The sequence below is a fragment of the Geodermatophilus sp. SYSU D01119 genome, assembly GCF_054049975.1.
Map to the genome: position 1 here is coordinate 14341 of NZ_JBJGYL010000014.1, position 19351 is coordinate 33691.

The window sequence follows — 19351 nt, forward strand, 5'->3', positions numbered from 1 at the left end:
CCGGGACGCGTGCGCCGGGTGACCCGCCGGTAACATCCCCGGCGCCATGCAGCCCTCCCGACCGGTCCCCGTGCGCCGCACCTCGCGCCTGCCGCGGGGCGCGCGGCGGCTCCAGCTGCTGCAGGCGGCGCAGGAGGTCTTCGTCGCCCAGGGCTTCCACGCCGCGGCGATGGACGACATCGCCGACCGCGCCGGCGTCAGCAAGCCCGTCCTCTACCAGCACTTCCCCGGCAAGCGGGAGCTGTACCTGGCGCTGCTCGAGCAGCAGGTCACCGAGCTCACCGACCGGGTGCGCGAGGCCATGGCCGGCACCGAGGACAACCGGCAGCGCGTGCACGGCGCCGTCGGCGCCTACTTCGACTTCATCGACGCCGAGGGCGGGGCGTTCAAGCTCGTCTTCGAGTCCGACCTGCGCAACGACGACGACGTGCGCGCGCTCGTCGACCGCGGCAACCGGGCCTGCGTCGAGGCGATCGCCGAGGTCATCGCCGGCGACACCGGCAGCTCGCCGGAGCAGGCGCACCTCCTGGCGTCCGGGCTGACCGGGCTGGCCGAGAGCAGCGCCCGCTGGTGGCTGGCGCAGAAGGGCACGGTCTCGCGCGACGACGCCGTGTCGCTGATGTCGGCGCTGGCCTGGCGGGGCATCTCCCGCTTCCCCCGCGTCGAGGGCGAGCCGGCCGCCGGCTGACCGCCGTTCGCTCTGGGCGCAGGTCCGCGGCGGGGCCGCGGCGCCCGCGCTGGACTAGCGTGGTCGCCAGCCGTGCAACACGAGGAGGCATCCCGAGTGGAAGTCAAGATCGGTGTCCAGCACTCCCCCCGGGAGCTGGTCGTCGACAGCCCGAAGACCCCCGACGAGATCGCTGCCGACGTGGCCTCCGCCATGTCCGGCGGCACCAAGGACGGGCTGCTGACCCTGGAGGACGAGCGAGGGCGCCGCGTCCTCGTCCCGGTCGACCGGATCGCCTACGTCGAGATCGCCCAGGCCGACCAGCGCCGGGTCGGGTTCGTCGCCGGCGCCTGACCGACGTCGTCCCGGAGGGGCGTCCCCGCATCCGCGGGGGCGCCCCTCCGCCGTCTCAGGGGTTCAGGCCCAGCGTGCGCATCCGCTCGGTGTGCGCCGCGGTGATCCGGTCGACCAGGCGGGCGATGCCGGTGAGGTCGCCGGTGCCCGCGACGAGGAGCCCGACCAGCCCCTCCCGCTCGGCGATGACCGCCTGCGACTGGGAGATCGCCTCCCCCACCAGCCGCCGCCCCCACAGCGCCAGCCGGCCGGCGAGCGTCTGCTGCGCGGCGATCGCCGCGCGCACCTCGCGCACGGCGAAGTCGGCGTGGCCGGTGTCGGCGAGGACGTCGAGGATCAGCGAGCGGTCCGGCTCGGGCAGCGAGCCCGCGATCTCGCGGTAGAAGTCGGCGGCCAGCCCGTCGCCGACGTAGGCCTTCACCAGGCCCTCGAGCCACGTGCGCGGGCGGGTGCCCTCGTGGAAGCCGTCGAGCGCCGGCACGAACGGCGCCATCGCGACGGCGGGGTCGGCGCCGAGCTCGGTCAGCCGGGCGGCGAGCCGGTCGTGGTGGGCCATCTCCGCGGCCGCCATCCGCGCCAGTGCGGCGCGGCCCTCGAGCGTCGGCGCCATCCGCGCGTCCTCGGCCAGGCGGTCGAACGCCGTCAGCTCGGCGTAGGCGAGGACGCCGAGCAGGTCGACGACGGCTCGCGGGTCGGCCGCGGTCACGGGCCACCTCCCGGGCAGGTCAGCAGGCCGGTGGGCACCGGCCGTAGGGCCCGCCGCGGGGCCGGTCGGACTGCGGGGACCCCCGCGCGGCGACCGAGGCTAACCGCTGCCCGCGCTACCATGGGAACAGGCGGGCCGCCAGGTCCGCTGGTATCTGTGCGCTGACGAACGTCGGAAGACGCCCCGAGGAGCCCCCACCGGGCACCGGGTGCGTCCCGGTCCTCCCCGGTCCGCTGGCCGCGTCGGCGCTGGAACGCATCCCGCGACACCCGACCGCGGAGCGCCCGGGCGACGTCGCCGTCGCCCCCGGCCGCTCCCCCAGCCGACCAGAGGCGAGAACCCTGACCTCCACCGAGAACACCCCCACCACCCCCGAGATCGACCACGCCGAGAGCGGCGCGCCGGCGCCCGAGCAGGTCGAGCAGGCCGTCGAGGCCCTCGGCGGCGCGCCGGTCGCCGAGACCGCCCCGCTGTTCAGCGACTTCGACGTCCACCCCGACGTCGTCGCGGCGCTGGCCGAGGCCGGCATCACCCGCACGTTCGCCATCCAGGAGCTCACCCTCCCGCTGGCGCTCGCCGGGAACGACCTCATCGGCCAGGCGCGCACCGGCACCGGCAAGACCCTCGGCTTCGGCGTCCCGCTGCTGCAGCGCGTCGTCCCGGCGGCCGAGGGCGGCGACGGCGTCCCGCAGGCGCTGGTCGTCGTCCCCACCCGTGAGCTGTGCGTGCAGGTCGCCCGCGACCTCGGCACCGCCGGCGCCAAGCGCGGCATCCGCGTGCAGGCCATCTACGGCGGCCGCGCGTTCGAGCCGCAGGTCTCCGCGCTGCAGGCCGGCGTCGAGGTCGTCGTCGGCACCCCCGGCCGGCTGCTGGACCTGGCGCAGCAGGGCCACCTGATCCTGGGCAAGGTCCGCGTGCTCGTCCTCGACGAGGCCGACGAGATGCTCGACCTGGGCTTCCTGCCCGACATCGAGCGGATCCTCGCGATGGTCCCGGAGAAGCGGCAGACGATGCTGTTCTCCGCCACGATGCCCGGCCCGATCGTCACGCTGTCGCGGTCGTTCATGACCCAGCCGACCCACATCCGGGCGCACGGCAACGACGAGGGCTCGACCGTCCCGCAGACCACGCAGTTCGTCTACCGGGCGCACAACCTCGACAAGCCCGAGCTGCTCTCCCGCGTGCTGCAGGCCCGCGGCCGCGGCCTGGCGATGGTCTTCTGCCGCACCAAGCGCACCGCGCAGAAGGTCGCCGACGAGCTCGTCGACCGCGGGTTCGCCGCGGCCGCCGTGCACGGCGACCTCGGCCAGGGCGCCCGCGAGCAGGCGCTGCGCGCCTTCCGCAGCGGCAAGGTCGACGTCCTCGTCGCCACCGACGTCGCCGCGCGCGGCATCGACGTCACCGGCGTCAGCCACGTCGTCAACTACCAGTGCCCCGAGGACGAGAAGACCTACGTGCACCGGATCGGCCGCACCGGCCGCGCCGGCCGCGAGGGCGTCGCCGTCACCCTGGTCGACTGGGACGACATCCCGCGCTGGCAGCTGATCAACAAGGCGCTGGACCTGCCCTTCGCCGACCCGCCGGAGACGTACTCCACCTCGCCGTGGGTCTACACCGACCTCGACGTCCCCGAGGGCGCGAAGGGCCGGCTGCCGCGGTCGCAGCGCACCCGCGAGGGCCTCGAGGCCGAGGTGCTCGAGGACCTCGGCGAGACCGGCAAGAAGAACAAGGGCGCGGGCCGCGGCCCCGCGCGCGAGGAGACCCGGGAGGACGGCGACCGGCCGGCCCGCTCGCGGTCGCGCTCGCGGCGGCGCACCCGCGGCGGCGAGCCCGCCGACGGCCAGGCCGACGGCTCCGCTCCCGCCGAGGCCGGCGGCTCGCCCGCCGACGTCGGCACCGACTCCGCCACCGACGCCGCGGCCGAGGGCGGCCCCGCTGCCGACGCCGGGGAGGGCGCGCCCGCCGGCGACGGCGCCGCGCGCCGCCGCCGTCGCCGCCGCGGTGGCTCCCGCCGCCGTTCCGGGACCGCCGAGGCCGGTGCCGGGTCCCCGGGCGACACCGGCGACGGCGGCGACTCCGAGTCCGCCGCCTGACGGCGCGCGCGTCCGGAGGTGGCGCTGCGTCCCCCGCCGCTGCGGGTCCGGGTCTGGACGGCGGCCACGCTCGCGCTGGCGCTCGTCGCCGTCCTGCTCTACCGCGGCTCCAGCGTCGCGGCCACCGACAGCACCACCGCGCCGGCGTCCCCGCTCCCTGAGGGGACGCCGGCCGGTCAGGTCGCGCAGGCCTGGTCGGCCGACGGCGACGGCCTGCCCGCGCAGCTGGTGCAGGAGGGCCGGGTCGTGGTGCCCGGCGAGCGCGGCCTCGTCGCGCACGACGCCGTCAGCGGCGAGGAGGCGTGGCACTACCGCCGGGACGACGCCCGGCTGTGCGGCGCCACCGCCGTCGACGGGCTGGTCGTGGCGGTGTTCCGCACGGCCGACCGCTGCGACGAGGCGCTCGCCCTCGACGCCGCCACCGGCGTGCGGCAGTGGACGCGCAACCTCAGCCTGCGCGGCGACGCCACGATCCAGGGCACCGCGCAGGTCGTGCTCGCCAGCAGCCGCACCGGCGTCGTGGTCGTCGACCCGACCGGCGACAACGTCCGCTGGCGCACCGCCGCGGACGAGGGCTGCGCGCTCGACGGCACCGCCGTCGGCAGCTCCGGGGTGGCGCTGCTGCAGCGCTGTCCCGGCGCCGGCGCGCTGCAGCTGCGGCTGTTCGACTCCTTCACCGGCCAGGCGCGGTGGACCCGCGACGTCCCCCTCCCCGCCGACGGCGGCGACGTGGCGCTCGTGGGCGCCGACCGGCTGGTCACCGTCGCCGCCGGCGGCACGCTGCTGGCCTCCCGCCCCGACGACGGCTCCGAGGCGGCGGCCCTCCCGCTGCCGGACGGCGACGGGGGCCTCCTGCAGGGCGGCGCCGGCGACCTGGCGCTGCTGTGGGCCCGCGGCACGCTGTGGGCGGTCGACCCGGCCACCGGCGAGGTCCGGTGGGAGCGGCCCGCGCAGGGGCTCCCGGCTCTCGAGGCGGGCAAGGCCGCGACGGGCGAGGTCGCCGTCTGGGTGCCCGAGGAGGGCGGCTTCGTGCTCCGCGACCTCGCCACCGGGGAGGAGACCAGCCGGGCCGACGTCGACGGCGGCCTGGCACCCGGCGGGCGCACCTCCGTGGCCGGCCCGGCGCTGGTCTACCGGCTCGAGGACCGGGTGCTCGGTTACCGCTGAGCGACCGCTGGGGGACCTCGGCGGCACGCCGCGCCGCGGCGGGGTTGACTGGGGGCATGGTCCTGCCCGGGAGCCCCGAGCCGTCCGCCACCCTCGCCGTGCCCTCCGACGACCTGCGGCAGCTCGCCGACCACGACGCCACCCCGCGCACCCTGCCGGGCCGCGCTGGCCCGCTGGCCGCGCTCGACACCGGCGGTGACGGGCCGAGCGGCACCGTGCTGATGGTCGCGGGCTACACCGGCAGCAAGGAGGACTTCGCGCCGCTGCTGGCCCCGCTGGCCGCCGACGGCTACCGCGTCGTCGCGATCGACCAGCGCGGGCAGTACGAGTCCCCGGGGCCCGACGACCCGGCGGCCTACACCGTCGCCGAGCTCGCCGCCGACGTCGTCGCGGTCGCGCACGTGCTCGCCGGGGAGACCGGCGTCCCGCACCTCGTGGGGCACAGCTTCGGCGGGCTGGTGGCCCGCGGTGCCGTGCTCGCCGACCCCGCCGCGTTCCGCTCGCTCACCCTGCTCGGCTCCGGGCCCGCCCGGCTCACCGGCCCGCGGGTGGCGCTGCTGGAGCACCTGGGCCCGCTGCTCGACTCCGGCGGCGTGCCGCTGGTCCAGGCGACCCTCGAGCAGCTGGCCATGACCGACGAGCGCGCCCAGGCCGTGCCCGAGCCGACCCGCGCCTTCTACGCCCGCCGGTTCCTCGGCAACACCGCCGCCGGGCTGCGCGGCATGGCCGACGCGATGACCACCGAGCCCGACCGGGTGGCCGAGCTGGCCGCCACGGGGATCCCGGTGCTCGTGGCGCACGGCGAGGCCGACGACGCCTGGTCGCCGGCCGAGCAGGCCGACATGGCACGGCGGCTCGGCGCCCGCCACGAGGTGGTCCCGCACGCCATCCACTCCCCCGCCGTCGAGAACCCACCCCGCACCCTCCGGGCGCTCGAGGACTTCTGGACGTCGCTGTGAGCGGCGTGCGGCCCTCGGCGCGGGACTGGACGCCGGAGGAGGACCTGCTCGGCTTCTTCGGCCCGGACAGCGTCACCTGGCGGGTGCACGCCGACCCCGTCTACAGCGTCGGCGGGCTGCGCGCGCTGCTGCTGCAGGCCCTGCACCCGGTCGCCATGGACGGCGTCGCCCGCAACTCCGTGTTCCGCGAGTCGCCGTGGCAGCGCCTCACCCGCACCGCCGAGTACGTCGACACGCTCACCTTCGGCACCCGCCACGAGGCGATCCGGGCGGTGCGCCGGGTGCGCGGCCTGCACCGGCGGCTCGGCGGCACCGAGGAGACCACCGGGCGCACCTACCGGGTCGACGACCCCGACCTGCTGCTGTGGGTGCACGCCTGCGAGGTCGACTCGCTGCTCGACGTCGCCCGCCGCGCCGGCGTCGTCACGCCCGCCGAGGCCGACCGCTACGTGGCCGAGCAGGTCACCGCGGCGGCGCTGATCGGCATCGACCCGGACGACGTCCCCGCCTCCGTCGCCGAGCTCGAGGCCTACTTCGCGCGGGTCCGCCCGCAGCTGGCGCTGACCCCCGCCGCGCGCGACGCCTGGCGGTTCGTCGTCGCCCCGCCGATGCCGCGCTGGGTGCAGTTCCTCACCCCGGCCCGGCCGGCCTGGGGGTCGCTGGCCTCGCTGGCGGTGGCCACCCTGCCGCCGTGGGCCCGCCGGCTGGCGTCGCTGCCGGGGCTGGCGCTCACCGACACCGCGGCGACGGCGGCGCTCCGGGCGTTCCGCACGGGACTGCTCGCGGTGCCCGAGCGGGCGCGGCGCTCGCCGATCGTGCGCGCCGGGTTCGAGCGCACCGCGGCGGCCGAGGCCGTCTAGCCGACCGGCGCCGGACGACCGGCGCCGGACGACCGCGTCAGACGACCGCGTCGTCGTCGACGGGCAGGCTGCTCCACGTCTCCCGCGCCGGCGTGGCCGCCTGCCCGGTCGGGCAGCTCGGCCGGAAGTCGCACCAGCCGCACTGCCGGCCCGGCGCGGTCGGGAACGCCTCGTCGGGGGACGCGCCGTCCTCCACCCGCTGGGTGGCGGTGGCGATGTCGGCGGCGATGTCCTCGGCGCGGCGGACGTGGTTGGCCAGCGAGCGCTCGGTGTGCTCGAACGCCGCGACCGTGCCGCTGGGCAGGTGGTGCAGCTCCACCCGGCGGCAGGGGCGGCGCAGCGTGCGCTGGACGCCGAGCACGTAGAGCGCCAGCGCCGGTGAGCCGCGCGCCTCGTCCTCGGTGCTGGGCACCCGGCCGGTCTTGTAGTCGACGACCACCAGCTCGTCGCCGCGCTGGTCGATGCGGTCGACCCGGCCCGACACGGCCAGCGCCGCCGTCGTCGCCGCGACCTGCCGCTCGGTGCCGACCGGCTCGTCGTCGGGGTCGAGGGTGGGCACGTAGTCGGTGAGCCAGCCGGCGGCGCGGGCGCGCCACTGCCCGGACTGCTCGGCGTCGCGGAAGCCGGTGTCGGACCAGACGCCGTAGAGCAGCTGCCGCGCCGCGGCGGCGGTGCGGCGGTCGCGCGGCAGCTCCCACCACGAGCGCAGCGCGGCGTGCACCGCGGAGCCGACCGTGTTGTGCGCCCACGGCGGGCCCTTGGGCGGGGTGGGCCGGTCGACGTAGGCGAAGCGGTAGCGGCGCGGGCAGTCGGCGAACGCGGCCAGCTTGCTCGGGGTGGCCGGGAACAGCCGCCGCGGCATGCCGGGCATCTCCAACTGCACGCCCCCACGCTAGCCGGGCGCGCCGACGATCAGCCGGAGAACACGGTGCTGCCGGTGCCCGCGGCCAGCAGCGCCTCGTACTGCCCCGGGTCGGTGCGGCAGGCGGCGATCGGCGTCGTCTTGTTGGTGCCGTGGTAGTCGCTGGAGCCGGTGGCCAGCAGGCCCAGGTCGCGGGCCAGGCCGCGCAGGTGGTCGCGCTCGGCGGGGCTGTGGTCGGGGTGGTCGACCTCGAGGCCGAGCAGGCCGGCGTCGGCCATGGCGGCGATCGCGGCGTCGTCGACGACCCGGCCGCGCTTGGTGGCCAGGCCGTGCGCGAAGACCGGCACCCCGCCGGCGGCGCGGACCAGCGCGATGCCCTCGAGGACGTCGGTGTCGGCCTTGGCGACGTAGTGCGGGCTGCGGTGGCTCAGCAGCGTGGCGAACGCCTCGTCGACCGACCCGACGACGCCCGCCTCGACCAGCGCGCGGGCCACGTGCGGCCGGCCGACCACGCCGCCGGCGGAGGCCCGCACGATGCGCTCCCAGACCACCGGGTACCCGGCGGCGGCCAGCGCGGTGACGATCCGCTCGCCGCGGCTGAGCCGCTCGGCGCGCAGCCGGCCGAGCTCGGCCGACAGCGCGGGGTGGTCGGGGTCGAAGAGGTAGGCCAGCAGGTGCACGCTGACCGGCGGCTCGTGGGCGGGGAACCAGCGGCAGGACAGCTCCATGCCGGGGACGACGGTGAGCCCGGCCGGGCGGGCCGCGGCGGCCACGGCCCAGCCGGCGGTGGTGTCGTGGTCGGTGACGGCGACGACGTCGAGGCCGGCCGCGCGGGCGGTGGCCAGGAGCTCGGCGGGGGTCTCGGTGCCGTCGGAGACCGACGAGTGGGTGTGCAGGTCGATCAGCATCGGCGTCCAGCCTCCCCCAGCGCGGCGGCGCGCGCCGGGAGCCTCACGCGCCGGGCGGGTCCTGGCGGGCGCCGGGGATGGGCTGGGTGTCGTGCCGCGGGCGCGCCGGCGCGGCCGGCTCGGGGTTGCCCTCGTCGTCGCCGCCGGCTCCGCTGCCCCAGTCGCTGCCGAACAGCAGCCCGCTGACCTCGTGGTAGAGCAGGTCCGCCCGCGGCAGGTAGGTGATCTGCGACAGCGCCTGCTGCTGGCCGGCCGACTCGAACCGGAAGGTGCCGTAGCCGAGCACCTGACCCAGCAGCGTCTCCTTCCACGTGAGGTCGGTGATCCGGCGCAGCGGCAGCAGGGTGACGGTGCGGGCGACGATCCCCGAGGTCAACAGCACCCGGCGGCGGGTGACGATGAAGTGCCGCATCCACCACTCGCCGGCGCGCAGCGCGAACCAGCCCAGCGCGCCGACGGCGACCAGCAGGCCGACGGTGGCCGAGAACCGGTTGCCGGGGTCGAGGGTGAGCACCCAGACGCCGATCGCGAACACCGGCAGCGCGCGGGCCGCCGGGGACAGCAGCACCGCCCAGTGCCGCCGGGTGGCGACGACGGCCTGCTCGCCGGGCAGCAGGTACTTGGCGGCGTCCTTGGCCCACCGCGGCGGGCGGCCGTCGGCGGGGCCGGTCACGGCCCGGCTAGACCAGCGAGGTGACGAAGTCGGCGATCGAGGACGCGGCGTCGCCGAGCGCCTCGCCGGCGTTCTTGACCATCTCGGCCGAGGACTCCGGCTGCTGGATGACGTAGAAGACGACGAAGGCGATGGCCAGCCAGACGAGCACCTTCTTCAGGTTCACCGCCACCTCCGGAGTGCGCGCGGACCGGCGGGCCCGGTGCCCGCGCGGCTCGGCCCGGAGGCCTGCCCCATGGGTAACACGTGCCCCAGCCCGGGCGGCGGCGGACACGCCGGTGCGGTCACTCCCCCGGCAGGAAGTGCTCGCTCGGCGGCCCCAGCGGCAGGTCGGGGTAGAGCCGCTCGCGCAGGTCGAGCAGCCGCAGCGGCTCGGCGACCAGCCAGCCCGCCGCCATCGGCCACATCACCAGCCACAGCCACACGCCGTAGGCCTCGCCGACGAAGGCGGCCCGGTCGTCGGACGTGGGGACCGCCCACAGCGGCGCGTGCTGCCCCGCGGCCTCGACGGAGGCCACCGACGGGCCGGTGATGACGTCGCCGGGGTCGAGCCCGGGCAGCCCGGCGTAGCCGCACCCGACCCCGGTGCCCGGCTCCTCGGCCACCAGCACCATCTCCGCGGGCCCGCCCAGCGGCGCGGGCCCGGCGCAGCCGACGACGATCGCCCGTGCGCCGGGCTCCCCGCCCCACGCCAGGCCGGTGACCGACCAGCCCGCGGGCACGGGGTCGGGCACCCAGGCGGGGACGCGGGCGTCGGCGGTGACGGCGGCGATGGCGTCGTGGGCGATGACGGCGGTGTGGTGCAGCGGGGTGACGGCGCCGTGCAGGTGGCACCAGGCCTGCGCCGAGTCCCCGGGGCGGACGACGAGCGGCTCGCCGCAGCGGGGGCAGACCGGGGAGGCGCTCATCGGAGACACCGTCCTGTCACGCGCCGTTCCCGTCAAGCGCACACGGACGGTCCCGGTCCGTGTCGCCGTACCCTGCGCGGGTGCCGCTCGACTCCCCCGCCGCCGGCCTGCCGGTGCAGGCCTGCGTGGGCGCGGTGGTGCTCGACGACGCCGGCCGGCTGCTGCTGGTGCGCCGCCGCAACGAACCGGGCCGGGGGCTGTGGTCGGTGCCCGGCGGCCGCGTGGAACCGGGGGAGTCCCTGGTCGACGCGGTGGCGCGCGAGGTCCGCGAGGAGACCGGCCTGGCGGTGACCGTCGGCGCGGAGGTCGGGCGGGTGACCATCCCCGGCGCCGGCGTCGTCTACGAGGTCGCCGACTTCACGTGCACGCTCGCCGGCCCGGCCGCACCGGTGCCGGGCGACGACGCGGACGCCGTCGTGTTCGCCGACGCGGCCGAGCTCGACCGGCTGGCCTGCACGCCGCGGCTGCTGGAGACGCTGCGCGGCTGGGGCGCGCTGCCCGGTTGAGCGGGCGGCGCGCCCCGGCGCGCCGGCTCGGGCCCTCTCAGCTACGGGGCTTGGGCTCCGGGCGGCCGGGCTGCTCGCCGCCGCGCGCCTCGCCGTAGGAGCGCTTGGGCACCATGACCTTGCGGCGGAAGACGCACACGACCGTGCCGTCCTGCTTGTAGCCGATCGTCTCGACGTAGACGACGCCGCGGTCGTCCTTCGACCTCGACTCCGTCTTGTCGAGCACCGTCGTCTCGCCGTAGATGGTGTCGCCGTGGAAGGTCGGGGCGACGTGCCGCAGCGACTCGATCTCCAGGTTGGCGATGGCCTTGCCCGAGACGTCGGGGACGCTCATGCCGAGCAGCAGCGAGTAGACGTAGTTCCCGACCACGACGTTCTTGCCGAAGTCGGTGGTCTCCGCCGCGTAGTGGGTGTCCAGGTGCAGCGGGTGGTGGTTCATCGTGATGAGGCAGAACAGGTGGTCGTCGTACTCGGTGACGGTCTTCCCGGGCCAGTGCTTGTAGACCGCGCCGACCTCGAACTCCTCGTAGTACCGACCGAACTGCACGTGTGCTCTCCCGACGTCGTCGTGCGGTGAGAGGGCGCGGCACGCGCGCGAGGACGGGCCCCGTGGGACGGATGGGGCCAGTTGCCCACCACGCGGCGCCGGTGACCCATCTGGACGGGCGTCGATCCTACGATGCCCCGGTGGTACGCCCGCTCCGCACCGGCGACCCCGCGGAGGGCGACGTCATCAGGCTGTCCCCCGCCGGTCGCCGCGCCCGCCTGGCCGCCTCGTCCGTGGTCCTCGCCCTGCTCCTCGCCGGCACGCTCTGGGGCACCGACGCCCACTTCCCGTTCGGCCCGTTCAAGATGTACTCGACCCGCGCGGCCAACGACGCCCCGGTGGTGTCCACCCGCGTGGTCGGCCTGACCGGTGACGGGCGCGAGGTGCGGCTGTCCGGCGGCGAGGTGGGCCTGCGCCGCGCCGAGTTCGAGGGCCAGCTGCCGCGCCTGGTCGACGACCCGTCGCTGCTGGTCCTGCTCGCCGACACCTACGCCGAGCACCACCCCGGCGGCCCGGAGCTGGTCGAGGTGCAGGTGGTCCAGCGCCACTTCGAGCTGGTCGGCGGCGAGGCCACCGGCGCGTGGACCGACGAGGTGCTCGTCGAGCAGGAGCTGGAGGTCGGCCCGTGAGCGCCGGCCTCCCCACGGAGGCGACCGCGACCCGGCCGGCCTCCCGCAACCCGCTGCGCGGCTTCTGGACCCGGCCGGTGCCGCTGGCGCGGATCGCGGTGTTCCGCACCATCGCCTACCTGTTCGTGCCGGTTGACGTCTTCCTGACCACCGCCTGGGTGAGCGCGCACGCCGACGTCCCGACCGCCTACTACCAGCCGCTGGTGATCGGCCAGCTCCTGCACCTGCCCACGCCGACCTCGACCGTCGTGCACGTCGTCCAGTGGGCCCTGGTGGCCTGCGCGCTCGCGGCGGCCACCGGTCGCGCACCCCGCCTGCTCGGTACCGCGGTGTTCGTCCTCTACCTCGAGTGGATGGTCATCGCGATGAGCTACGGCAAGGTCGACCACGACCGCATCGCCTACCTCGTCGCGCTCGCGGTGCTGCCCACGATCGGCGTCGCCCGCTGGCGGGACCGCCGCTCGTCGGAGGCCGCCGGCTGGGCGATGGCCGCGGTGATGGTGACCGTGATGCTCACCTACTTCCTGGCCGCCTGGGCGAAGATGCGCTTCGGCGGCTGGGACTGGGCGACCGGCTCGACCATCACCCGGGCGGTCATCCGCCGCGGCACCGTCCTGTCGGAGTGGACCCTCGACGTCCCCGGCCTGCTCACCGCCGTCCAGTGGGCGATGCTCGTGCTGGAGTTCGCCGCGCCGCTGATGCTGCTCGTCCGGTCCGACCGGGCCCGCACCGCGCTGGTGCTCTTCCTGCTCGGCTTCCACCTCATGGTCTTCGGCGGCCTGCGGATCATCTTCCTGCCGCACTGCGTGGCGATCCTGTCGATCCTGCCGTGGGAGCGGTTCCCCGACGCGGTCGCCGCCGTGCGCGGGCGGCTGGGGCGGGGACGGGCACCGGCCGCCCCCGCCGCCGCGCCACCGGGCTGAGCCGGCTCAGACCAGCGCCCCGATGCGGGCCGCGACGTCGGCCTCGTGCTGCTGGTAGGACGCCGCGACCGCGGTGAGCAGTCCGCCCATCCCGGTGAGCGCGTCGCTGACCGACTGCGCGGAGGCCCGCCACTGCTCGTAGAGCGCGCTGAACTGCACGGCCGCCTGGCTGTCGGTCCACCCGTCGAGCACCGAGCCGGTGACGCTGCTGGACAGGGTGGCGTGCCGGGCGGCGGTGTCGGCCGCCTCGGCCTGGCACTGCCCGGCCAGCGACTGCAGCGTGGCGATGTCGACCCTCATGACCCCTCCGATCCGTCCCGGGCACCTCCCGGGAGCTGGCGACGGACGCTAGGGCCGGGGCGCGACGGCGCCCGCTCCCCCGTCCACAGCCCGCCTCCTGTCCACAGTCCGCGCCGGCGGCCCCGGCCCGGGCGCGGGGGCCCGCACGGTCGCCGGGTGCCCGTTCCCCCGCCCGACGTCCCCCCGCGCTGCTGGACCGTGGTCGCTCCGGAGGGCGCCGTCGACGTCGAGGTCTCCGCCGCCGACGACGACCGGCTCGGCGCCGTGCTGCCCGCGCTCGTCGCGGCGCTGGGCGTGCCGGCCGCCGGGCTGTGGTCCGGGTCGACCCGGCTCGCCGACGAGCTGCCGCTCACCTCCCCGCTGCTCGCCCACGGCGCCGTCCTGGGCCTCGGGCGGCCGGCGCCCCGCGACGAGCGGCCGCCGAGCCCGCTGGAGCTGCACGTCGTCGGCGGCCCGGCGGCCGGGACGACCGTCGGCCTGGCCTCCGGGCGGCACGTGGTCGGCCGCGGCGACGGCGCCACGCTGCCGCTCCCCGACCCGGGGGTGTCCCGGCGGCACGTGCGGCTCGACGTCGGCGCCGGCGGCACCACCGTCGTCGACCTGGGCTCGACCAACGGCACCCGGCTCGACGACCGCGACCTGACCGGCCCGGCGGTCTGGCCCGACGGTGCGCTGCTGCGCGTGGGCGCCAGCACGCTGGCGGTCACCGGCCCGCGTGACGCCCCGGCGGCCACCCGTCCGGCACCGGGTGGGCGGCTGCTGCTGCGGCCCGGTGCCGCGCCGGGCGCCGAGCGGCCCGAGACCGAGGTGGTGCTGCCGGGCCCGCCGGAGGACACCCCGCGCCGGGGGCTCGCCTGGGTGGCCGTGCTGCTGCCCGCCGTCGCCGGCGCGTGCCTGGCCTGGGCGCTGTCGACCCCGACGTTCCTGTTCTTCGCGCTGCTCTCGCCGCTGGTGGCGGTGGGCACCTGGGCCTCCGACCGGTGGTCCGGCCGGCGGTCCGGACGCCGGGCGGCCGCCGCGCACGCCGAGGAGCTCCGGGCCGCGCGGTCCCGGCTGGACGAGGCCGTCCGCGCCGACGTCCGGGCGGCCGCACGCGAGCTGCCCGACCTCGCCGCACTCGCCGGTGCGGCCCGCCGGCGCACCGCTCTGCTGTGGTCGCGCGGCGCCGGCGACCTGGTCGTCCGCCTGGGCCTGGGCGCCGGGCCGACGCGGGTGGTCCGCGTCGAGGACGGGAGGCGGCACCCGGAGACGGCCGGTGACCTGCCCGTCGCGGTGGACCTGTTGCGCGCCGGGAGCCTGGGGGTCACCGGACCGCGGGCGGCCGCTCTCGGCCTGGCGGCGGGCGTGCTCGCCCAGGTGGTGGCGCTGCACCCGCCCGGCGACGTCGACGTCGCGCTGCTCACCGCCCCCGACCGCGTCGGCGACTGGGCCTGGGTGCGGTGGCTGCCGCACCTGGCACCCGGCGCGGTGCACGCCCGGCCGGCGGGCACGGCGGCGGGCAGCGGGTGGCCGGCGGCGCCCGCCGCACGGCCGGGCGGGCGGCTGCTGCTCGTGGTCGACCGCGCGGCCGACGAGGAGACGCGCGACGCCCTCCGCCGCTGCCGCGCGGCCGGTGTGCTCGTCCTGTCGGTGGCCGCGCGGGCCGACGAGCTGCCCGTGTCCGGGGGCGCCGTGGTGCAGGTCGCGGGCGAGACCGGCGACACCGGCCTCCTCGACCGCGGGGACGGGTCCGGCCGCTGCGAGTTCACGGCCGACCGCCTGCCCCGACCGGTCGCCGCCCGGCTGGCCCGCGACCTGGCCGCCCTCGACGCGGGCCGGGCGGGTGCCGCCCTGCCGCGCACCGTCCGGCTGCTCGACCTGGCCGGGCCGGACGACGGCGGGCCGGTGGCGGTCGCCTGGTCCCGCACGCGGGCCTCGCTGCGCGTCCCGCTGGGGCGCACCGCCGACGGGACGGCCGTGGTCGACCTCTGCCGCGACGGGCCGCACGTCCTGGTCGCCGGCACCACCGGGTCGGGCAAGTCCGAGCTGCTGCAGACGCTGGTCGCGGGGCTCGCCCTCGCCCACCCGCCCGACCGGTGCTCGTTCCTGCTCGTCGACTACAAGGGCGGCGCGGCCTTCGCCGAGGCGGCGTCCCTGCCGCACACCGTGGGCCTGGTGACCGACCTCGACGCGGCGGCCACCGCCCGGGCGCTGCGCTCGCTCACCGCCGAGCTCACCCGCCGGGAGGCGCTGCTCGCGGCGGCCGGGGTCGCCGACCTGGCCGCCCTGCCCGACGACGTGGCGTTGGCGCGCCTGGTCATCGTCGTCGACGAGTTCGCGGGCCTCGCCGAGGAGCTGCCGGAGTTCGTCAGCGGCCTGGTCGGGATCGCGCAGCGCGGCCGGTCGCTGGGCGTGCACCTGGTGCTGGCCACCCAGCGGCCCGGCGGCGTGGTGTCCCCGGAGATCCGGGCCAACTGCTCGCTGCGGCTGTGCCTGCGCACCACCGACGAGGCCGACTCGCGCGACGTCCTGGGCGGCCCCGAGGCCGCACACGTCCCCGCCGACCGGCCCGGCGGCGGCCTCCTGCGCGTCGGGTCGGCCCGCCCGGTCGCCTTCCAGACCGCCCGCGTGGCCACCGCCGCCCCGGCGCGGGCGACCGGCCCGGCCGTGCGCCGCCGCTCCTGGCCACCCGGTACCGCCCCCACCGGCGCCCCGGGGACGCCGCCGGGGGTCACCGACCTGGCGCGCATCGCCGAGGCCGTGACGCGGGAGGCGGGGCGGGCCGGCGGGCCGCCGCCGCACCGGCCCTGGCAGCCGGCCCTGCCCGACCGGCTCGCCGCCACCGGCCTCCCGGTCCCGGACGGCCCGGGCACCCGCCTCGCGGTGGGGCTCGTCGACCGCCCCGACCGGCAGTCCCGCGAGGTGCTGACGCTGGACCTGGCCGCCGGCGGCAGCTGGCTGGCCGTGGGCGGCCCCCGCAGCGGCCGGACCACCCTGCTGCGGACGGTGCTCGCGGAGGCGGTCACGCAGCTGGGACCCGGCCGGCTGCACGTGCACGTCCTCGACCACGGCGGCGGCGCCCTGGCCGCCGAGGCGGCACGGCTGCCGCACACCGGCACCGCCGTCGACTCCGGCGACGCCCTGCGCACCGTGCGGCTCCTGGCCCGGCTCGCGGAGTCGGTCTCCGCCCGCCGCGCCGGGCCGGACCCCGGCGGGCCGGCCGTCCTGCTGCTCGTCGACGGTGTCGAGTCGGTGATGGCGCAGCTCGACGTGGCGCTGCCGGGACAGGGATCGGCCGAGCTGCTGCGGCTGTTGCGGGACGGCGCCGCCGCCGGCCTGACGGGCGTGCTCACCGCCGACCGCGCGGTCCCCGGCGGGCGGCTGGCCGCGGTCGCCGGTACGCGGCTGGTCCTCCCGCTGCCCGACCGCGCCGACTACGCCGTCGCCGGCGTGCCGGTGCGCGCCGTCCCCGCCTCCCGGCCGCCGGGCCGTGCCCTGCTCGGCGAGGACGCGGTCGAGTGCCAGCTCGCCCTCCCGCGGCCGCTGCCCGTCCCGGCACCCGGACAGGCCGGATCCACGGCCCTGCGCATCCCCGAGCTGCCGCCGTCCCCCCTGCTGCCGCCCGGCAGCCCCGGCGGCGACCCGCTCACCGCCGTGCCGGTCGGGCCGGGCGGCGACGAGGGGAGGCTGCTGCGCGCCGACCTCCGCCGCGGCGGCGGGCTGCTCGTCGTCGGGCCGCCCCGCAGCGGCCGCACCGGCACGCTCGCGGCGCTCGCCGGCACGCTGTCGGGGTCGGGCGTCGCGGTGGCGCAGCTCGTCCGCGGCCGGCAGCCGCCCGCCACTCCGGCTGCGGTGGCCCTCGCCACCGACGACGTCGCCGGCTGGCACGCGTGGCTGCGCGACATCGGCGGCGGTCCCGGGGTCCTCCTCGTCGACGACGCCGGCACGGTCGCCGACGCGCCGGTGCTGGCCGCCGCGACCGCCGCCGGGCTCTCCGGGCGGGACGTCGTCACGCTCGCCGCGGGCACCGCCGGCGAGCTCTCCGCCGCCTTCCGGGGACCGGTCGCCGACCTGCGCCGCAGCCGCAGCGGCCTGCTCCTGTGTCCCGGTCCCGGCGACGCCGACCTGCTCGGCATCCGGCTGCCGCGCACCCCGGTGCCGGTGCGCCCGGGGTCGGGCTGGCTGGTGACCGCCGGCGTCGCTCAGCGGGTCCAGGTGGCCCGGCACGCCTCCGGCGGCGGGCCGTGACCGGCGGGTCAGAGCAGGTCGAGCGCCGGCCCGATCTCCTGCGTCGCGTACCAGGCCAGCTCGTGCCCCTCGGCCTGGTCGACGACGAACTGCGCCTCGTCGCTGCCGAGGTCGGCCTCCAGGACCACGCCGACGGCGGCCCGGACGTCGTCCTCCGCGTCCGCGCCGTCCACGTGCGCGCTGGCCACGTCGGCGAGCGCGACGTCACCGGTCACCCGCACCGCGCCCGGGTCGGTGTCGGCGTCGTCGACCTCGCTGACCGCCGTGTCGGGCACGTCGGCGGCGAGCACCACCCGACGTCGCGCGGCACCCGGGTCGACGTCGATCAGCCGCAGGCTGGCCCGCGCGGCCGCCAGCAGCGCCGCGTACTCGAGCTCCTCGACGTCGGCCGCGGCGTCGCTGAGCGCGTAGTACTCGCGCAGCCGGGCGGTGACGGCGAAGGCCGTGTGCGGTCCGGTGAGCCGGCCCTCGTCCACCAGGCGCCGCAGCACCGTGGTCGTCGCCGGCAGGTAGATCCGCACCCGGCCGCTCCTCTCCTGTCGGGGACCGCGACGGTATCCCGCGCCCGCGCGCCGGCCGCGCGCAGCGGGTCAGCGCACGGACTCGGCGAGGGCCGCGACCTCCTGCTCGACGAGGTCGGCGAGGACGTCGACGTCGCCGACGCCGTCGCGGTCGGCGTTGAGGCCCACGTACACGGAGCCGTCGTAGCTGGTCATCCCGACCGACAGCGCCTGGCCGCCGACCAGCGGCACGACCGGGAAGACCTCCAGCATCCGGCTGCCCGCGGCGTACAGGGGCTGCTGCGGGCCGGGGACGTTGGTGACGACCAGGTTGAACATCCGCCGCGACAGGCCGCGCGCCGCGCGGGCGCCCAGTGCGTGCAGCGTGGGCGGCGCGAAGCCGGTCAGCGCGATGAGCGCGTCGGCGCGCACCGAGCGGCCGGAGTCGGTGACGCCACGCATGGCGTAGCTGAGCCGGGCCAGCCGCACCCGGGGATTGGGCTCCCCCACGGGCAGGTCGACGAGGTAGGCCGCGACGCTGCCCCCGGGCGCCCGCTGCTCCTCGCCCTGCACCGACACCGGCACCAGCGCGCGCACCGCCGTCGAGCCCAGCACCGGCTCCCCGCGCGAGAGCAGCCAGTCGCGCAGCGCCCCGGTCAGCACGGTGAGCAGGACGTCGTTGACCGTGCCGCCGTGCGCCTTGCGGATCGCCTTGAGGTCCTCGAGGTCGGCGCGCGCCACGGCGACCCGGCGCTGGCTGCCCATCGTCCGGCCGAGCGGTCCGTGCGGGGCGGCGAGGATCGCCGAGCGCGCCGCGCGGGCGAGCCCCTCGGCCACCCCGGCGACGCGGGCGGCGGTCGAGCGCAGGTCGCCGACGGCGGACCGGGCGTTCTCCAGCACCGCCGTCGGCCGCTGCACGGACTCGACCAGCGCGTCCCGGACCAGGCCGAGCCGCCCGGGCAGCCGCCGCGGCACCCAGCTGTCCGCGGCCGGCAGTGCGGCGTCGGGCGTGGTGTCGAGGAGCACCTGCGCGATGTCCACCGCGCCGAGCCCGTCGACCAGCGCCGGATGGGTCTTGGTGACCACCGCGACCCGGCCGCCCTCGAGCCCCTCGACGAGGTAGACCTCCCACAGCGGGCGGTCCCGGTCGAGCGGACGCGAGGTCACCCGCGAGACGAGGTCCAGCAGCTGCCCCCGGGTGCCCGGGCGCGGCACCGCCGAGCGCCGCACGTGGTAGGCCACGTCGAAGTCGGGGTCGTCGGCCCAGACCGGGTTGGCCAGGCGCCCGGGCACCGGCACGATCCGCTGCCGGTAGCGCGGCACGAGCGGGAGCCGCGCCTCGACCAGCTCGGCGAGCGCGTCGAGGCCGCCCTCGACCGGCTCGAGCACCAGCACGCCCGCGACGTGCATCGGCGCCCCGGCGTCCTCCAGGTACAGGAACGACGCGTCCAGGGTGGTCAGCCGCTCGGCCATCGTCCTCCTCCGGGTCGGAGCCCCACGCTACGGGGCCGCGGTCCGGCACCCCAGCCCGCGCGGGGGCGTCCGCCCGGACCGCGGGTGCC

At 77.7% G+C, this 19351-nt stretch carries 20 protein-coding genes; 10 read left to right on the forward strand and 10 right to left on the reverse strand.

Annotated elements, in window-relative coordinates; translation table 11 throughout:
• Nucleotides 1-46: 46 nt before the first annotated feature.
• Together ACI79X_RS12695 and ACI79X_RS12700 are read left to right on the forward strand one after the other, a co-directional pair.
• On the forward strand, nucleotides 47-688 hold the full coding sequence (locus ACI79X_RS12695; RefSeq protein ID WP_457025764.1) for a TetR/AcrR family transcriptional regulator: 642 nt from the start codon (nucleotides 47-49) through the stop codon (nucleotides 686-688).
• Between the two features lie 96 nt (nucleotides 689-784).
• A complete protein-coding gene (locus ACI79X_RS12700) occupies nucleotides 785-1021 on the forward strand; it encodes a DUF3107 domain-containing protein (protein ID WP_089402287.1) in 237 nt (78 codons plus the stop codon).
• Between the two features lie 55 nt (nucleotides 1022-1076).
• Here the strand turns inward: ACI79X_RS12700 and ACI79X_RS12705 are convergent, their stop codons facing one another.
• Nucleotides 1077-1727 carry a ferritin-like fold-containing protein gene (locus ACI79X_RS12705; protein WP_457025765.1) on the reverse strand — a complete coding sequence of 217 codons (651 nt, stop codon included), beginning with the start codon at nucleotides 1725-1727 and terminating at the stop codon, nucleotides 1077-1079.
• A gap of 512 nt (nucleotides 1728-2239) precedes the next feature.
• Here ACI79X_RS12705 and ACI79X_RS12710 point away from each other — a divergent pair.
• The 4 genes from ACI79X_RS12710 to ACI79X_RS12725 are packed head-to-tail and all read left to right on the forward strand — an operon-like array spanning nucleotide 2240 to nucleotide 6806.
• Complete coding sequence (locus ACI79X_RS12710; RefSeq protein WP_457025849.1) at nucleotides 2240-3820, forward strand: DEAD/DEAH box helicase; 1581 nt, start codon at nucleotides 2240-2242, stop codon at nucleotides 3818-3820.
• A gap of 18 nt (nucleotides 3821-3838) precedes the next feature.
• A complete protein-coding gene (locus ACI79X_RS12715; RefSeq protein ID WP_457025766.1) occupies nucleotides 3839-4987 on the forward strand; it encodes an outer membrane protein assembly factor BamB family protein in 1149 nt (382 codons plus the stop codon).
• A gap of 56 nt (nucleotides 4988-5043) precedes the next feature.
• Entirely contained in the window at nucleotides 5044-5946 is a 903-nt protein-coding gene (locus ACI79X_RS12720; protein WP_457025767.1) for an alpha/beta fold hydrolase, read from the forward strand.
• The gene (locus tag ACI79X_RS12725) at nucleotides 5943-6806 is read left to right on the forward strand and encodes an oxygenase MpaB family protein (protein WP_457025768.1); all 864 of its coding nucleotides are present in this window, start codon (nucleotides 5943-5945) and stop codon (nucleotides 6804-6806) included. Before ACI79X_RS12720 ends, ACI79X_RS12725 begins: the two co-directional genes overlap by 4 nt.
• Before the next feature lie 37 nt (nucleotides 6807-6843).
• On the opposite strand, the gene ACI79X_RS12730 is transcribed toward ACI79X_RS12725, so the two are convergent.
• From ACI79X_RS12730 to ACI79X_RS12750, 5 genes are all read right to left on the reverse strand, one after another.
• Nucleotides 6844-7689, reverse strand: a complete 846-nt coding sequence (locus ACI79X_RS12730) for a RecB family exonuclease (protein WP_457025769.1) — start codon at nucleotides 7687-7689, stop codon at nucleotides 6844-6846.
• Between the two features lie 29 nt (nucleotides 7690-7718).
• Nucleotides 7719-8576 (reverse strand): PHP domain-containing protein, encoded by an 858-nt coding sequence (locus ACI79X_RS12735; RefSeq protein WP_457025770.1) that lies wholly within the window; start codon nucleotides 8574-8576, stop codon nucleotides 7719-7721.
• Between the two features lie 43 nt (nucleotides 8577-8619).
• Nucleotides 8620-9249 carry a PH domain-containing protein gene (locus tag ACI79X_RS12740; RefSeq protein WP_457025771.1) on the reverse strand — a complete coding sequence of 210 codons (630 nt, stop codon included), beginning with the start codon at nucleotides 9247-9249 and terminating at the stop codon, nucleotides 8620-8622.
• Between the two features lie 7 nt (nucleotides 9250-9256).
• Entirely contained in the window at nucleotides 9257-9415 is a 159-nt protein-coding gene (locus tag ACI79X_RS12745) for a hypothetical protein (protein ID WP_457025772.1), read from the reverse strand.
• Between the two features lie 118 nt (nucleotides 9416-9533).
• A complete protein-coding gene (locus ACI79X_RS12750) occupies nucleotides 9534-10157 on the reverse strand; it encodes a DUF6758 family protein (protein ID WP_457025773.1) in 624 nt (207 codons plus the stop codon).
• A gap of 80 nt (nucleotides 10158-10237) precedes the next feature.
• Between ACI79X_RS12750 and ACI79X_RS12755 the strand changes: the two genes are divergently transcribed.
• Nucleotides 10238-10663 carry an NUDIX domain-containing protein gene (locus ACI79X_RS12755; RefSeq protein WP_457025774.1) on the forward strand — a complete coding sequence of 142 codons (426 nt, stop codon included), beginning with the start codon at nucleotides 10238-10240 and terminating at the stop codon, nucleotides 10661-10663.
• A gap of 37 nt (nucleotides 10664-10700) precedes the next feature.
• Here the strand turns inward: ACI79X_RS12755 and ACI79X_RS12760 are convergent, their stop codons facing one another.
• A complete protein-coding gene (locus ACI79X_RS12760) occupies nucleotides 10701-11210 on the reverse strand; it encodes a MaoC family dehydratase (protein ID WP_073421586.1) in 510 nt (169 codons plus the stop codon).
• 140 nt (nucleotides 11211-11350) lie between these two features.
• Here ACI79X_RS12760 and ACI79X_RS12765 point away from each other — a divergent pair, with 140 nt between their 5' ends.
• Nucleotides 11351-11839, forward strand: coding sequence for a hypothetical protein (locus tag ACI79X_RS12765; RefSeq protein ID WP_457025775.1), 489 nt, complete (start codon nucleotides 11351-11353; stop codon nucleotides 11837-11839).
• Nucleotides 11836-12762 (forward strand): HTTM domain-containing protein, encoded by a 927-nt coding sequence (locus ACI79X_RS12770; protein WP_457025776.1) that lies wholly within the window; start codon nucleotides 11836-11838, stop codon nucleotides 12760-12762. Before ACI79X_RS12765 ends, ACI79X_RS12770 begins: the two co-directional genes overlap by 4 nt.
• 6 nt (nucleotides 12763-12768) lie before the next feature.
• Here ACI79X_RS12770 and ACI79X_RS12775 read toward each other — a convergent pair whose 3' ends face one another.
• Nucleotides 12769-13062 (reverse strand): WXG100 family type VII secretion target, encoded by a 294-nt coding sequence (locus ACI79X_RS12775; protein WP_073421584.1) that lies wholly within the window; start codon nucleotides 13060-13062, stop codon nucleotides 12769-12771.
• Between the two features lie 156 nt (nucleotides 13063-13218).
• Between ACI79X_RS12775 and ACI79X_RS12780 the strand changes: the two genes are divergently transcribed.
• On the forward strand, nucleotides 13219-17289 hold the full coding sequence (locus ACI79X_RS12780) for an FtsK/SpoIIIE domain-containing protein (RefSeq protein WP_457025777.1): 4071 nt from the start codon (nucleotides 13219-13221) through the stop codon (nucleotides 17287-17289).
• A gap of 8 nt (nucleotides 17290-17297) precedes the next feature.
• Here ACI79X_RS12780 and ACI79X_RS12785 read toward each other — a convergent pair whose 3' ends face one another.
• Both ACI79X_RS12785 and ACI79X_RS12790 read right to left on the reverse strand, forming a co-directional pair.
• Nucleotides 17298-17810, reverse strand: a complete 513-nt coding sequence (locus ACI79X_RS12785) for a DUF6912 family protein (protein ID WP_457025778.1) — start codon at nucleotides 17808-17810, stop codon at nucleotides 17298-17300.
• A gap of 69 nt (nucleotides 17811-17879) precedes the next feature.
• Complete coding sequence (locus tag ACI79X_RS12790; RefSeq protein ID WP_457025779.1) at nucleotides 17880-19262, reverse strand: WS/DGAT/MGAT family O-acyltransferase; 1383 nt, start codon at nucleotides 19260-19262, stop codon at nucleotides 17880-17882.
• Nucleotides 19263-19351: the final 89 nt, after the last annotated feature.

What these genes read in the sequence shown, in the direction of transcription:
- ACI79X_RS12775 (WP_073421584.1), bottom strand. Translation starts at nt 13,062, where the DNA reads ATGAGGGTCGACATCGCCACGCTGCAGTCGCTGGCCGGGCAGTGCCAG.
- ACI79X_RS12750 (WP_457025773.1), bottom strand. Translation starts at nt 10,157, where the DNA reads ATGAGCGCCTCCCCGGTCTGCCCCCGCTGCGGCGAGCCGCTCGTCGTC.
- ACI79X_RS12720 (WP_457025767.1), top strand. Translation starts at nt 5,044, where the DNA reads ATGGTCCTGCCCGGGAGCCCCGAGCCGTCCGCCACCCTCGCCGTGCCC.
- ACI79X_RS12790 (WP_457025779.1), bottom strand. Translation starts at nt 19,262, where the DNA reads ATGGCCGAGCGGCTGACCACCCTGGACGCGTCGTTCCTGTACCTGGAG.
- ACI79X_RS12735 (WP_457025770.1), bottom strand. Translation starts at nt 8,576, where the DNA reads ATGCTGATCGACCTGCACACCCACTCGTCGGTCTCCGACGGCACCGAG.
- ACI79X_RS12695 (WP_457025764.1), top strand. Translation starts at nt 47, where the DNA reads ATGCAGCCCTCCCGACCGGTCCCCGTGCGCCGCACCTCGCGCCTGCCG.